The sequence below is a fragment of the Micromonospora sp. RTBAU3-60 genome, from assembly GCF_054963695.1.
Map to the genome: position 1 here is coordinate 276297 of NZ_JBUEGB010000003.1, position 13609 is coordinate 289905.

Annotated in this window: 12 protein-coding genes and 1 tRNA gene; 5 read left to right on the forward strand and 8 right to left on the reverse strand. The window is 71.9% G+C overall.

Annotated elements, in window-relative coordinates:
• Nucleotides 1–156: 156 nt before the first annotated feature.
• Nucleotides 157–1491 (reverse strand): low temperature requirement protein A, encoded by a 1335-nt coding sequence (locus ACY34I_RS05245; protein ID WP_462752963.1) that lies wholly within the window; start codon nucleotides 1489–1491, stop codon nucleotides 157–159.
• A gap of 149 nt (nucleotides 1492–1640) precedes the next feature.
• On the opposite strand from ACY34I_RS05245, the gene ACY34I_RS05250 reads away from it, so the two are divergent.
• Genes ACY34I_RS05250 through ACY34I_RS05260 form a run of 3 tightly spaced genes read left to right on the forward strand, consistent with a single transcriptional unit; the run spans nucleotide 1641 to nucleotide 3945 of the window.
• Nucleotides 1641–2366 (forward strand): hypothetical protein, encoded by a 726-nt coding sequence (locus ACY34I_RS05250; protein ID WP_148794576.1) that lies wholly within the window; start codon nucleotides 1641–1643, stop codon nucleotides 2364–2366.
• On the forward strand, nucleotides 2363–2725 hold the full coding sequence (locus ACY34I_RS05255; RefSeq protein ID WP_462752966.1) for a transcriptional regulator: 363 nt from the start codon (nucleotides 2363–2365) through the stop codon (nucleotides 2723–2725). Before ACY34I_RS05250 ends, ACY34I_RS05255 begins: the two co-directional genes overlap by 4 nt.
• Nucleotides 2722–3945: an alpha/beta hydrolase family protein gene (locus tag ACY34I_RS05260; protein ID WP_462752968.1), complete on the forward strand. Its 1224-nt coding sequence runs from the start codon at nucleotides 2722–2724 to the stop codon at nucleotides 3943–3945. The genes ACY34I_RS05255 and ACY34I_RS05260 overlap by 4 nt, the downstream gene beginning before the upstream one ends.
• Before the next feature lie 147 nt (nucleotides 3946–4092).
• On the opposite strand, the gene ACY34I_RS05265 is transcribed toward ACY34I_RS05260, so the two are convergent.
• From ACY34I_RS05265 to ACY34I_RS05285, 5 genes are all read right to left on the reverse strand, one after another.
• Nucleotides 4093–4167: transfer RNA gene (locus ACY34I_RS05265), tRNA-Val, on the reverse strand.
• Between the two features lie 83 nt (nucleotides 4168–4250).
• Nucleotides 4251–4718: a peroxiredoxin gene (locus ACY34I_RS05270; RefSeq protein ID WP_148794573.1), complete on the reverse strand. Its 468-nt coding sequence runs from the start codon at nucleotides 4716–4718 to the stop codon at nucleotides 4251–4253.
• A gap of 78 nt (nucleotides 4719–4796) precedes the next feature.
• Nucleotides 4797–5234 carry a DUF3052 domain-containing protein gene (locus ACY34I_RS05275; RefSeq protein ID WP_148794571.1) on the reverse strand — a complete coding sequence of 146 codons (438 nt, stop codon included), beginning with the start codon at nucleotides 5232–5234 and terminating at the stop codon, nucleotides 4797–4799.
• A gap of 111 nt (nucleotides 5235–5345) precedes the next feature.
• The gene (locus ACY34I_RS05280; RefSeq protein ID WP_462753004.1) at nucleotides 5346–7844 is read right to left on the reverse strand and encodes a thiamine pyrophosphate-dependent enzyme; all 2499 of its coding nucleotides are present in this window, start codon (nucleotides 7842–7844) and stop codon (nucleotides 5346–5348) included.
• 246 nt (nucleotides 7845–8090) lie between these two features.
• On the reverse strand, nucleotides 8091–8573 hold the full coding sequence (locus ACY34I_RS05285; protein ID WP_148794566.1) for a MarR family winged helix-turn-helix transcriptional regulator: 483 nt from the start codon (nucleotides 8571–8573) through the stop codon (nucleotides 8091–8093).
• Between the two features lie 93 nt (nucleotides 8574–8666).
• Between ACY34I_RS05285 and ACY34I_RS05290 the strand changes: the two genes are divergently transcribed.
• Nucleotides 8667–9254: an NADPH-dependent FMN reductase gene (locus ACY34I_RS05290; protein WP_462752972.1), complete on the forward strand. Its 588-nt coding sequence runs from the start codon at nucleotides 8667–8669 to the stop codon at nucleotides 9252–9254.
• A gap of 106 nt (nucleotides 9255–9360) precedes the next feature.
• Here ACY34I_RS05290 and ACY34I_RS05295 read toward each other — a convergent pair whose 3' ends face one another.
• Nucleotides 9361–9765 (reverse strand): YjbQ family protein, encoded by a 405-nt coding sequence (locus ACY34I_RS05295; RefSeq protein WP_148794562.1) that lies wholly within the window; start codon nucleotides 9763–9765, stop codon nucleotides 9361–9363.
• Nucleotides 9766–9959: 194 nt separating this feature from the next.
• Between ACY34I_RS05295 and aceE the strand changes: the two genes are divergently transcribed.
• Nucleotides 9960–12704 (forward strand): pyruvate dehydrogenase (acetyl-transferring), homodimeric type, encoded by a 2745-nt coding sequence (gene aceE / locus ACY34I_RS05300; RefSeq protein WP_148794560.1) that lies wholly within the window; start codon nucleotides 9960–9962, stop codon nucleotides 12702–12704.
• A 198-nt stretch (nucleotides 12705–12902) separates the two neighbouring features.
• Here the strand turns inward: aceE and ACY34I_RS05305 are convergent.
• Nucleotides 12903–13609: MBL fold metallo-hydrolase (locus ACY34I_RS05305; protein WP_462752975.1), on the reverse strand; the 707-nt coding region annotated here is incomplete at its 5' end.

The following is a 13609-nucleotide window of genomic DNA, read 5'->3' on the forward strand; positions in this document are numbered from 1 at the left end:
CGGCTGGGCTCCACGGATCCCCGTGAAGCGCTACGAAGCCGCACCCCGGTCGGGGAGCGACTTCGCACCCCTACCTTAACCGCCGGGTAACGGCAGGTGACCTGCCCCTACGCGCCACCCGAGCAGAGGGTGGGCAAGCTCACGCCGGACCGCGGCTCAACCGGCCTTCTCGTCCGGCTCCACGTCATGCCAGCGGGCCCGGAAGTCGGCCTCGTGCCTCTCGTAGGTGGTCCGTTCCTCGAAGACGACCGCGAGCAGGGCTTTGCGCGCGTCGGCCATGACCACCAGCTCGACCGCCACCATCCCCACGCAGATGACCGTCAGCAGGCCCAGGGTCGCCAGCCCCGGCAGGTGCTGGGCGAGCGGGATCGCCGCCCCGAGCACGAGGACGGTGCCGACCCGCGTCCAGGAGAGGGTGCGCAGGGTGCGGGCCTGGAACAGCATGTTGCCGCAGAGATAGCCGGCTACCCCGCCAAAGAGCAGCGGTACGGCGGAACCGTGGGGCGGCGGCTCGGCAAGGGGAACAGACCGGTCGGCGATCTGGCGCACGATCTCCTCGGCGCCGATGGCGAACAGGATGATGCCGGCGATCATCACCAGGTGGCAGTAGCCGTAGGCGTCCCGCGCCATGGCCACCCGTAGGCGCTCCAGCGCGGCGTGCTGCGCGATCCGCGCGGCCGGCGCGATCACGTCGAAATGCGCCCACCAGAGGGCGGCGGTGAAGACGACGCCGAGGACCGCCGCGACGACTGCCCGTCCGGTGACCGGTCGGCCCAGCAGGTTACCGCCCACGCCGACGGAAATGATCGACTCGCCCAGGGCGATGATGAGGATGAGGTCGTACCGCTCGGTCCAGTGCTCTGCAGAGGTCACCATCCAGCCCCACGCGCCGGCGACCAGGCCGCTGCTGTACTGGAGCACGACGACGGCCAGCCAGAGCCCGTCGCGCACCATCGCAGCCCGACCTATGTTGTCGATGAACGGCGGGATCAGCGCGGCGCTCAGCAGCAGAGCCGTGCTGATCATCAGTTCCGGGGAATACTTCAGCAGCAGCCGGCGCTCGCCCGGCTTCTCCCGCGCGACGTGCCAGTACAGCAGCAGATGCACGCCCCGGATCACCACATAGCTGAGAGCCACGACCACCGGCCCGGCCGCCCGGTACCTCGGGTCGCCGAAGGCCTGCGGCAGGGCCAACGCGAAGGAGAAGAGCGCGGCCATCGCGACGACCATCAACGCCGGCACGAAGCCCACGCCGAGCCGGACCCGCGTCCCGACCACCGTGTGGATCACCCAGACCCACCAGAGCACGGCCAGCACCAGCATCGCGTGCAGCAGGTTGGCGCCGGTGACGCTCATGGCGGTGGCTCGCGTGATGATGAAGAACGAGAATACGAAGACCAGATCGAAGAAGACCTCGAACCGCTCGACGCGGGCACCAGGCGCTACCGCAACGGCCGGCCCCATCCGCTCGGTCCACCGGGTGCGCCCCACCGACCGAGTCTCTCAGCACGTGGCACTCGTGACGGCCGTTGCCGGCGCTGCCACCGGAACCGGTGGTGTCCGGGGAACAAGACCCAGGAGATTCCCTCCCGTCGACGTTGGCACTAGCGCCAATAGGTTGGCTATGGAAACCTATTGGCATGACCACTGATTCGGTACCCGCCGGCGGCGATCCCCGCCGGCTGCTGTCGGACGTACGCGCCCTCGCCCACCAGGTGCGTCGTGACCAGCGGGTGACCTGGGTCGCGCTGCTGGTGCTGGCCGTGGTGACGTTCGCGGCTATCCCCTTCGACTGGTACTCCCTCAACGTCGACTGCGGGTCCGCGAGCGCGTGGATCAAGGACGCCAACGGCGGCTCCTCGTGCCACATCACGGGTCGGGGCGCGATGTTCTACTGGCCGCCGGCGCTGCTGCTGGCGTACACGGCGATCGCCGTGTACGCCGTGCGGGTCGCCCGGGCGAGGGGGGTGGGCGTCCGGGTGCTGCCGTACGCGATCACCGGCGCCGCCCTGACCGTCTTCCTGTTCATCGTCGCGTGGGTGCTGGTGCGCGTGTACTTCGCCAGCCATCCGGCGCCGACCCACCCGTTCCCGTACTGGGTGATGCTGCTGGACCGTCTGGTCGCACCGTGGGGCACGATCGGGGTCGCGCTGCTGGTGCTGGCCCGGCTGGAGCGCAACGTCGCGCTGCTCCTGTTCACCGTCGGGTACCTGGCGGTGGTCCTGGTGCCGATCAACTTCGGCTGGCATCCCTCCTGGGGATACCGGGGGATCCTGGGGGCTTTCCTGCCGCAGCAGATCATCAACGGCACCGTACTGCTGCTGGGCGCGGTCGGCTTCGCGCTGGCCCGCTGGCGGCGCCGGTGACCGCCGAGGCCGGGGCCCCGGACCCGCACGAGCCGTCCGCCCACCCGGTCACCGGCCTGGACGACGTGGTGCACCAGCGGGTCCGCCTCGGCATCCTCACCATCGCGCACGAGGCACGCCGGGTCGAGTTCGGCTACCTGCGCGCTCAGTTGCAGCTGACCGCCGGCAACCTCTCCAAACACCTCGGCGTGCTGGAGACGGCCGGCCTGATCGAGATCGAGAAGGGCTACGAGGGCAAGCGTGGCCGCACCTGGATCACGCTCACCGCCGCCGGCAGCACCGCGCTCGCCGAAGAGATCGAACGACTGAAACTGCTCATCACGCGGCTCGAGACCACCGACCCCGCGGAGGACCGATGACCACCGCACTGACCCGCCGACACCTGCTCACCGCCGCGCTCGCCGCCGGGGTCGCCGTGCCGCTCGGCGGCACCGGCCGCGGGTGGGCGGCCCCCAGGGCCGGGTGGGCGAACGCCTCCGGAACCGTGGCGCCGGCCGCGCCCGGCCCGGCACGGCTCACGCTGCCTCCACCCACCGGGCCGCACCGCGTCGGCACCGGGTCGCTGCACCTCATCGACAGATCCCGCCCGGATCCCGTAGCCGGCCCGGGACACCAGCGCGAACTGATGGCCAGCGTCTGGTATCCCGCCGCCGGGGATGCCCGGCGTCATCCGCTGGCACCGTGGATGCCCGCCGCGCCACTGCGCGCGCTGCTCGTGTCCAATGGGTTCGACGCCGATGCCGCGGCGGCTCCCCTCACGGCCGGCCACGAGGGAGCTCCGGCACTCCGCGCACCCGACCGGCTGCCCGTGATCATGTTCTCCCACGGCAACGACGGTCACCGTGCCGAGGCCACCATCGTGGTCCAGGAACTCGCCAGCCACGGCTACGTCGTGGTCACGGTGGATCACACATACGACGGATTCAGCGAATTTCCCGACGGCCGGCTCACCGTCCCCGTCGGCGATCTGCCGTTCACACCGTGGGATCACGCCCGCGACATCCGGTTCGTCCTCGACCGCATCGAGGACCTCGCCGCCGGCCGCAACCCCGACGCCGAGCGCCGCCCGCTGCCGGCCGGCCTGGGCACCGCGCTCGACCTGCGTCGCATCGGCATGTTCGGCTGGTCGAAGGGCGCGACCGCGACCGCCCTCGTCATGAACACCGACCGGCGTGTGCGGGCCGGGCTCGGCTTCGACGGCCCGATGCAGTCGCTGCCACCGGTCACCGACCTCGACCGGCCGTTCATGCTGATGACCGCGGAGTTCACCCGGGCCGCCGAGCCGAGCGTCGCCCAGTTCTGGTCGCACCTGCAGGGATGGCGGCTCAACGTGCACGCCGACGGCGCGCTCCACGGGGCGTACTGCGACCACCAGTGGCTGGTCCCGCAACTGGCGACGATCATCGGGATGAGCGACGAGGACCTCGCGAGCTGGGTCGGCACCCTTGACCCGGCCCGGGCGGTACGGATCCAGCAGGCGTACCCGCTCGCGTTCTTCGACCTGCACCTACGCCACCGGCGGCAGCGCCTGCTCAACGGCCCGAACCCGGCCTTCCCAGAGGTGCGGTTCGTCCCCTGACCCACTCCGAGCGGGATTTCAGCCGGCCACCCCGCTGCCGCCGCGACTGCCACCGGACCTCGCGGGCAAGCCACAGGTCACGCTGTCACCGCTGCTGTCATCGCCCGAGGACCTGATCTTCGGGTCAGCGTCTCCGCTGGTGGTACGTGGTGGGCGCGGCAGGTTTCGAACCTGCGACCCCTCGCTTGTAAGGCGAGTGCTCTCCCACTGAGCTACGCGCCCCGAACGCCCGTACGCCGGGCCGGAGTTCGGCAAAGCTTACCTGCCGGGCTCCGACCCGGTCGAACGGCGTACCTGGGGTGGGATCAGGCGGCGACGGCGTCGGCCAGCGCCTTGCGCCAGCCCTGCTGGTCGCGGGCCTCCCCGGGCATGTTCATCTCGGCGAACCGGACCACGCCGGCCTTGTCGATCACGAACGTGCCGCGGTTGGCGATGCCCGCGACGTCGTTGAAGACGCCGTACGCCTGGGCCACCGCGCCGTGCGGCCAGAAGTCGGCCAGCATCGGGAACTGGTAGCCCTCCCGGTCGGCCCAGATCTTGTGGCTGTAGACGGAGTCGACGCTGACGGTCAGCACCTGGACGTCGTCGTTGACGTACTCGTCGAGGTTGTCCCGCACCTCGCACAGCTCGCCCTGGCAGATGCCGGTGAAGGCGAGCGGGTAGAAGACCAGCAGCACGGTGCGCTTGCCGCGGAAGTCGGAGAGCCGGACCTCCTGGTTGTTCTGGTCCTTGAGCACGAAGTCCGGCGCCTCGGCGCCAACCTCGATGGGCATGCGAGCTCCTTGGGTCGAGTCTGGAGATGATCAGCCTGCCACATCCGGCGGCACCGGCCGCCGGGTGCGTACGGTTGGCTACTTCTTGCTCTTCGACCCGCGCCGGAGCACGAGACGGGCGCCGCTCCAGTCCCGCCCCGCGTTGATCGTGGAGGTCTGCTGGAGGCCGGCGGTCTGCGCGCTCTCGGCCACCTCGCTCGGCTCGACGTGACCGTCCCGGCCGGCCTTGGGGGTCAGGAGCCAGACCACGCCGTTGTCGGCCAGCGGTCCGAGGGCGTCGACGAGGAGCTCGAAGAGGTCACCGTCGCCGTCGCGGTACCAGACGAGAACCGAGTCGACCACCTCGTCGGTGTCCTCGTCGACCAGATCCCCACAGCGGTCGGTCAGGGCGTCCCGGAGATCCTGGTCGACGTCATCGTCGTAGCCCATCTCCATGACGACCATCCCCGGCTCGATCCCGAACCGGTCCGCCAGGCTGCGTACCCCGTCGGCGGCCTGACCAGCGGTCGCGCTCACTGTCGCGTGCCTCCTCATCTCATCCCTGCTCGCGCCGTCGTCCGACGCCGTTCCGCCCAGTCCACACAGTTGTGGCTCGCCGCGCAAGTGGCGCACCGGGTGGAACGGAATTTACCGTGCCAGCAGCGTACGGGCACCCTCGGTGATGGCTTCCTCGGAGACCAGAACCTGACGTGCTGCCGGACCTAATGGTACAAACGAGTCAAGTCCGGCGACTCTTCGTGCCGCCCCGACGTATCCGCCGTCCACCAGGGCGGCGAGCACGCCCTCGCCCACCCCGCCGGACCGGCGGGTCTCGTCGACCACCAGCACCCGGCCGGTGGCCGACGCCTCCCGGATGATGTCCGCCACCGGCAGCGGAGCGAGCCACCGCAGGTCCACCACCCGGGTGCCGATCCCCTCGTCGGCGAGGGCGGCCGCCGCGCGCAGCGACATCCGTACGCCGTTGCCGAAGGTGATGATCGTGACGTCCTCGGCGGAGCCGACCCCGTACACCCGGGCCCGGCCGATCGGCACGTGTCCGGCGGCAAAGGCGCCCGGCGCGGCGTACTCGGCCAGCCATTCGCCGTCGCCGTCGGCGTACAGGTCGCGGGTGTGGTAGAGCGCGATCGGCTCCAGGAAGACGCACACGCTGCCGTCCACCGCCGCCGCGGCCAGGCAGGTCCGGAGCATGGGCGCGGCGTCGTCCGGCCGCGCCGGCACGGCGATCACCAGCCCCGGCACGTCCCGGAGCACGGCCACCGAGTTGTCGTTGTGGAAGTGGCCGCCGAACCCCTCCTGGTACGCCAGCCCGGCCACCCGCACCACCATCGGGTTGCGGAACGCCCCCCGGGAGAAGAAGCGCATGGTGGCCGCCTCGCCCCGCAGCTGGTCCTCGGCGTTGTGCAGGTACGCCAGGTACTGGATCTCCGGCACCGGCAGCATTTCGGCCACGCCGGCGCCCAGCCCGAGCCCGAGGATCGAGGTCTCGTCGAGCAGCGTGTCGAAGACCCGGGCCGGGCCGAACCGGTCCCGCAGCCCCTTCGTCACCCCGTACACCCCGCCCTTGGCGGCGACGTCCTCGCCGAAGACGGCCATCCCGGGGTGGTCCAGCATCCCGTCGGTGAGCGCCGCGTTGATGCTCTGCGCCAGGGTGAGCGGCCCGGCCAGCTCCGGCAACCTGCCACCGAACGCCTCGGCCCGGGCGCCCGCGCGGGGCCCGGCCGCCCGGTCCGCCGCCTCGGCCACCGCGCGCGAGATCCGTACCGGCCGGCGGGGGGCCAGCTCCGCCACCACCTCGACCGGCGACGCCAGCTTCGGCTCGTCGAGCACCTCCTCGGCGAGCCGGCGGATCTGCCACCCGCGCTCGTCGTACCGGGCCAGCAGCTCCTCGCCGGTGGCGTAGCCCGCGGCCACCAGCAGCCGGGCGGTGGCCAGCAGGGGGTCCCGCGCGACGTCCGCGGCGATCTCGGCCGGGCTCCGGTACGCGGTCTCCGCGTCGGCCCCGGCATGCCCCATCAGCCGTACGGTGCTCAGGTGCAGCACGGCCGGCCGCCGGTGCCGGCGCACCCAGGCGGCCGCCTCCCCCGTCACCCGGTACGCCTCGACCGGATCGGTGCCGTCGGCGGCGAAGTAGCGGATCCCCGGCTTGGCGCGCAGGGTGGCGGCCACCCAGCCCTGCGGGGAGCGGACGCTGATGCCGAGCCCGTTGTCCTCGCAGACGAAGAGGACCGGGATGCGCAGGCCGGTGTGGTCGTACCAGCCGGCGGTGTTGAATGCGGCCGTGGCGGTGGCGTGGTTGACCGAGGCGTCGCCGAACGAGCAGACCACGATGGCGTCCGGCGGCCACGGCGAACCGGTGGCGGTGTCCCCGCCGGCCTCGGCCGGCGTCCCGGGCACCCGCCCGCCGCCGACCCGGCGCAGCCGCTCCAGGGCGAGCCCCATGCCGACCGCCCGGGGCAGGTGGGACGCGATGGTCGAGGTGGTCGGGATGACCGCGAGATCCGCCCGGCCGAACACCTTGTGCCGGCCCCCGGCGATCGGCTCCTGCGCCGAGGCGACCATCCCGCGCAGTACGTCCCGCGCCGCCACCGCGTACGCGTCGTCGGGATCCGGCGCGGGCAGCGCCGGCCGGCCGGCGGCCACGGCCACCCCGGCCTGGGCGGGTGCCGGGCGGCCGGTGGCCTCCGGGTGCTCGCCGGGCCTGGTGGCGGCCGTCGGCTCGGGCCCGACCGCGTCGGGTACGGCGTCGGGCGAGGTCGCCGGGCCACCGGTCGGGAGCGCGGTCGACGGGGCAGAGGTCCCGATCTCCGTGGCGTCCTCGGTGGAGTCCGCGTCCCCCGTCCCGGCGTCGGACGTGTCGGCCGCGCGTCGGGGTTCGGGTATCCGTGCGGCCGCGGGGGCCTGCGCGGCGGGCTCCGCATCCTCGGGATCGTCGTCGCCGGCCGCCTCGGCGCCGGCGGGCCCATCAGGGAAGCCGCCCGCCGCTTGGGCGGCGCGCAGGCAGTAGAAGGCCCCGGACCGGTAGTGCAGCAGGGCGGGATCGGTCGGCCGCAGGGCGGCCGCCACGGCGGCGTTGCCCTCGTGGCCCGCCGAGCTGATGGTGTAGTACCCCTCGCCGAAGCTGCGCAGCCACCGTCCGGCGAGGTCCAGCAGGCGGCTGGTCACCTGGGCGTCGAAGAGGGCCAGCACCTGCGCTCCGGTCAGCGACGCGCCGTCGGGCAGCGGTTCGCCCAGGTCACGCCGCTGGGCGGGCGCGTCGAGCGCGGCCAGGGCCGCCCGGAAACGGTCGTCGAGATCTTGCGGGGTGGTCACGTCGGACAGCATTACCGACGGAGGGCCAGGTCGCCCAGCCGGACACGTTCCGCCTGGCCGGGATCAGACCTCGCCGCACTGCTCCGGGCAGCCGCCGTCGGAGACCTTCCAGACCAGCTCGCGCAGGGTGGCCAGCTCTGCGGTGCTGAGCCCGCCGAGGAGTCGGGAGTCCGACATCACCTGGCGCACCCGGTCCCGGACGCGCCGGCCCGCCTCGGTGACCACCAGCGTCTTCTGCCGCCGGTCGGCCGGGTCGACCCGGCGCTCCACCAGCCCGGCCTGCTCCAGCTTGTCGACCAGGGCGGTGACGTTGGAGCGGTCGCAGCCCAGCTGCTCGGCCAGGTCGCGGCCGGGCAGCGGACGGTCGGGGTCGAGCTCGTGCAGGGCCCGGGCGGCGGCCGGGGTGAGCCCCAGCGCGGCGATCTCCTCGTCCTGGTAGTGCCGCATCGCCGCGGCGATGTGCAGGATCCGGCGCACGGTGTCCCCGGCCAGGCCGGAGCGGTCGCCCGCGGCCGGGCCGGCGGTGGAGACGAAGGGTTGCGCCATACCTCACATCGTACTTGTGAACCAATAGTGGAGGTGCTCAACTATTGACCGGCTCACGCAAATCACGTCGAGTTCCGTCACTGGAGGCGCAACATGTCCGAATTCTCTGTCCTGGCCCTCGCCGGCAGCCTGCGCGAGGCGTCGTTCAACACCGCCCTCATCCGGGCGGCGCAGCGGCTCGCGCCCGCGGGCATGACCATCGAGCGATACCGCGACCTCGGCGCCATCCCGCCGTTCAACGAGGACGTCGAGCCGACCCCGCCGGCCGCCGTGGTGGACCTGCGGGAGCGGATCGCCGCCGCGGACGCCCTGCTCATCGCCACGCCGGAGTACAACTACGGGGTGCCCGGCGTACTCAAGAACGCCCTCGACTGGGCCTCCCGGCCGAGCTTCCCGATCACCTCGTGGGTCTCCCCGCTCGCCCACAAGCCGATCGCCATCGTCGGGGCCGCCCCGACCGGGATGGGCACCGTCCGGGCCCAGCTCCAGCTCCGCCAGCTCTTCCTCTGGACCGACTCCGCCGTGGTCACCAAGCCGGAGATCATCGTGACCAACGCCCACGAGAAGCTCGCCCAGGACGGCACGGTCAAGGACGAGACCACGGAGACCCTGCTCCGCACCCTGCTCGACGCCCTGGCCACCAAGATCCGCGTCACCCAACTGGCCGCCACCGCCGCCTGACCCGGGCTCCCTCCCGAGCACCCGGATTCACGGAAAGAGTGGCCAGTCCGCGCCGGCCGGCCACTCTTTCCGTGAAAGCGGGCCCCGCGCCGGCGCGAGGCCCGGGTCAGCCGGGGAGGAAGGAGAAGCGGACCTTGCGGGTGGGGTTGTCGCCGTTGGTGTCGACCAGGCAGAGGGACTGCCAGGTGCCAAGCGCCAGCCGCCCGCCGAGCACCGGCAGGGTCGCGTACGGCGGGACGAAGGCCGGCAGCACGTGGTCCCGGCCGTGCCCGGGCGAGCCGTGCCGGTGCCGCCAGCGGTCGTCGGTGGGAAGCAGGTCGTCCAGCGCGCGCAGCAGGTCGTCGTCGGAGCCGGAGCCGGTCTCGATGAGGGCCAGCCCGGCGGTGGCGTGCGGCACGAAGACGTGCAGCAGCCCGTCCCCCTGGCCAGAGACGAATCGCTCGGCCTCGGCAGTGATGTCCCGGACGGTCGGCCGGGACCCGGTCTGGACGCTGATCTCCTCACTCCGCATACGGCGCATTCTGCCGCAGCCGCCCGGAGCGCGCCGCGAACCGCGCAGCACTAGCGCAGGCGCCGGTCGCGCCAAGTTACTGGCGGGTACCTGTGTTCAGCGTCGCGTCTGGGGGAGGGAGACGTGACGACATGCGCCACGAGGGGGCAGGATGGCGCTAGAGACCTATCCCACACAGAACCGAGGGAACGCCTGTGGCTACGGAACGCAAGCGCCCGGTGATCACCGCTGGTCTGCCGAGCCAGCTTCCGGACATCGACCCTGAAGAGACCAGCGAATGGGTCGAGTCACTCGACGGTGTCATCGACGAGCGCGGGACAAAGCGCGCCCGCTACGTCATGCTGCGCCTGCTGGAGCGGGCCCGCGAGCGCCAGGTCGGGGTGCCGTCCCTGACCACCACCGATTACATCAACACCATCCCGCCGGAGCGCGAGCCGTGGTTCCCGGGTGACGAGCACATCGAGCGGCGGATCCGGGCGTACATCCGGTGGAACGCCGCCATGCTGGTGCACCGGGCCCAGCGCCCGGAGATCGGCGTGGGCGGCCACATCTCCACCTTCGCCAGCTCCGCGTCGCTCTACGAGGTGGGCTTCAACCACTTCTTCCGGGGCAAGGACCACCCGGGCGGCGGCGACCAGATCTTCTACCAGGGCCACGCCTCCCCCGGCATGTACGCGCGGGCCTTCATGGAGGGCCGCCTCAGCGAGGACCAGCTCGACGGCTTCCGCCAGGAGCTGTCGCACCCGGGCGGTGGGCTGCCGTCGTACCCGCACCCGCGGCTGATGCCGGACTTCTGGGAGTTCCCCACCGTCTCGATGGGTCTCGGCCCGATCAACGCGGTCTACCAGGCCCGGTTCAACCGCTACCTGCACCACCGGGGCATCAAGGACACCTCCCAGCAGCACGTCTGGGCGTTCCTCGGCGACGGTGAGATGGACGAGGTGGAGTCGCTCGGCGCGATCGGCGTGGCCGCCCGCGAGGAGCTGGACAACCTCACCTTCGTGATCAACTGCAACCTGCAGCGGCTGGACGGCCCGGTCCGTGGCAACGGCAAGGTCATGCAGGAGCTAGAGGCGTTCTTCCGGGGCGCCGGCTGGAACGTGATCAAGGTGGTCTGGGGCCGGGAGTGGGACCCGCTGCTCGCGGCGGACACCGACGGCGCCCTGGTCAACCTGATGAACACCACGCCCGACGGCGACTACCAGACCTACAAGGCGGAGTCCGGGGCGTACGTGCGGGAGCACTTCTTCGGCCGCGACCCGCGTACCCGCAAGATGGTCGAGCACCTCAGCGACGACGAGATCTGGAACCTCAAGCGGGGTGGCCACGACTACCGCAAGCTCTACGCGGCCTACAAGGCGGCGATGGAGCACACCGGCCAGCCGACGGTGATCCTGGCCAAGACCATCAAGGGCTGGACGCTGGGCTCGCACTTCGAGGCCCGCAACGCCACCCACCAGATGAAGAAGCTGACGCTGGAGGACCTGAAGCTCTTCCGCGACCGGCTCTACCTGGACATCCCGGACAAGCAACTGGAGGAGAACCCCTACCTCCCGCCGTACTACCACCCGGGTGCGAAGTCCGAGGAGATCGAGTACCTGCACGAGCGGCGGAAGCAGCTCGGCGGCTACCTGCCGACCCGCCGGACCGCCGGCAAGGTCCTGCAGATCCCGGGCAGCGAGCGCTTCTCCGACGTCAAGCGCGGCTCGGGCAAGCAGAAGGTCGCCACCACCATGGCCTTCGTCCGCCTGCTCAAGGACGTGATGAAGGACAAGGAGTTCGGCAAGCGCTGGGTGCCGATCATCCCGGACGAGGCCCGCACCTTCGGCATGGACTCGCTCTTCCCGACCGCGAAAATCTACTCGCCGCACGGCCAGCGCTACACCTCGGTGGACCGGGAGCTGTTCCTGTCCTACAAGGAGGCCACCGGCGGCCAGATCCTGCACGAGGGGATCAACGAGGCCGGCTCGGTCGCCTCGTTCACCGCGGCCGGCACCTCGTACGCCACCCACGGCGAGCCGATGATCCCGATGTACATGTTCTACTCGATGTTCGGGTTCCAGCGGACCGCCGACGGGCTGTGGGCCGCGGCCGACCAGATGGCGCGGGGCTTCCTGCTCGGCGCGACCGCCGGCCGGACCACGCTCAACGGTGAGGGCCTCCAACACGAGGACGGCCACTCGCTGCTGATCGCCGCCACCAACCCGGCGGTCGTCGCCTACGACCCGGCGTTCGCGTACGAGATCGCGCACATCGTGGAGAACGGCCTGCACCGGATGTACGGCGAGGCGCAGGAGAACGTCTTCTACTACCTCACCGTCTACAACGAGCCGATCTTCCAGCCGGCCGAGCCGCAGGGCGTGGACGTCGAGGGCATCCTCAAGGGCATCTACCGCTACTCGCCCGCCCCGCAGGTCGGCGGAGACGCGCCGAAGGCAAACATCCTCGCCTCCGGCACGGGCATGCAGTGGGCGCTCAAGGCGCAACAGCTGCTCGCCGAGGACTGGGGGGTGGCCGCCGACGTCTGGTCGGTGACCTCCTGGACCGAGCTGCGCCGGGACGCGGTGGAGTGCGAGGAGCACAACCTGCTCAACCCGGGCGCGGAGCAGCGGGTGCCGTACATCCAGCGGAAGCTGGCCGACGCCGAGGGGCCCAAGGTCGCGGTCAGCGACTGGATGCGCGCGGTACCGGACCTGATCGCCCGCTGGGTACCCGGCGACTACACCTCGCTCGGCACCGACGGCTTCGGCATGTCGGACACGCGGCACGCGCTGCGCCGCCACTTCCACGTGGACGCCGAGTCGGTGGCCGTCGCGACGCTGCGCCAGCTCGCCCTCCGCGGCGCGGTGCCGGCCCACGTGCCGGCCGAGGCCGCCAGCAAGTACGCGCTGGAGGACGTCAACGCCGCCCCGGTCGGCGAGACCGGCGGCGACAGCTGACCCATCCGGCACGAAGGGCCCGGCGCGGGTGCGCCGGGCCCTTCGTCGTTCGTCGGGTCCCTCTCCCGGGACTCGCCCGGCCGCCGTTCGGGATCGCGCTCTATCCCGGATGTAGTGGCCTCAGCCGCACCCGGGATGCCACTACCTCGTCCAAACAGCACGATCTTGCCAGCGCGGGCATGCGCCAGTACCGGGGCGTCAGTCCTCGGCGGGCGTGCCGGCCGCCGCTCGAAGGCGATCGCCGGCGCCGCCGAGGACCGGCTCGCCGTGACCGAAGCAGGCCAGGTCGACGTCGAGGGCCGCCAGGCGGCGGAAGGACTCCGCGGCCCGGGCCCGGTCGACGTGGAAGACCCCGAAGATCACCTCACCGCCGTACTCGGCGGCCACGTCGCCGGTGAAGAGCAGCCGGTGCCGGGGCAGGTGCAGCGCCACACTGCCATCGGTGTGCCCGGGCGTACCCACCACCTCGGCGCCGCCGCCGAAGTCGAGCAGGTCCCGGTCGGTCACCTCCCGGTCGACCCGCACGGGCGGGGCCGGGGGCAGCCCGGCGGCGACCCGGGCGTGCAGGTCCCGTTCGGCCTCGGTGAAGGCGGGCGGCGGGCCGGGCCGCTCGCCGCGGAGCACCGGCGCGTCGGCGGCATGGGCCACCACCTCCACGTCGCCCCAGGCGGCGACCTCGGCGGCCGCCCCGGCATGGTCGTCGTGGAAGTGGGTGAGCACCACCCGGCGCAGGTCGGCGCGGCCGAGGCCGAGGTCGCGTAGCGAAGCGTCGATCGCCGGCCCCGACCCGGCCGGCCCGGTGTCGACCAGCGTGACGCCGTCGTCGTCGAGCCAGAGGTACGCCTGGAAGGTGCCGAGGAGAAGCCGGTACAGCCGGGGGTGGAGCCGTTCGCTGCTCATCGGGC

Excerpts from the sequence above, each read along its gene's own strand:
- ACY34I_RS05290 (WP_462752972.1), top strand. The coding sequence starts at position 8,667 with ATGTCCGAATTCTCTGTCCTGGCCCTCGCCGGCAGCCTGCGCGAGGCG.
- ACY34I_RS05250 (WP_148794576.1), top strand. The coding sequence starts at position 1,641 with ATGACCACTGATTCGGTACCCGCCGGCGGCGATCCCCGCCGGCTGCTG.
- ACY34I_RS05295 (WP_148794562.1), bottom strand. The coding sequence starts at position 9,765 with ATGCGGAGTGAGGAGATCAGCGTCCAGACCGGGTCCCGGCCGACCGTC.
- ACY34I_RS05260 (WP_462752968.1), top strand. The coding sequence starts at position 2,722 with ATGACCACCGCACTGACCCGCCGACACCTGCTCACCGCCGCGCTCGCC.
- ACY34I_RS05285 (WP_148794566.1), bottom strand. The coding sequence starts at position 8,573 with ATGGCGCAACCCTTCGTCTCCACCGCCGGCCCGGCCGCGGGCGACCGC.
- ACY34I_RS05270 (WP_148794573.1), bottom strand. The coding sequence starts at position 4,718 with ATGCCCATCGAGGTTGGCGCCGAGGCGCCGGACTTCGTGCTCAAGGAC.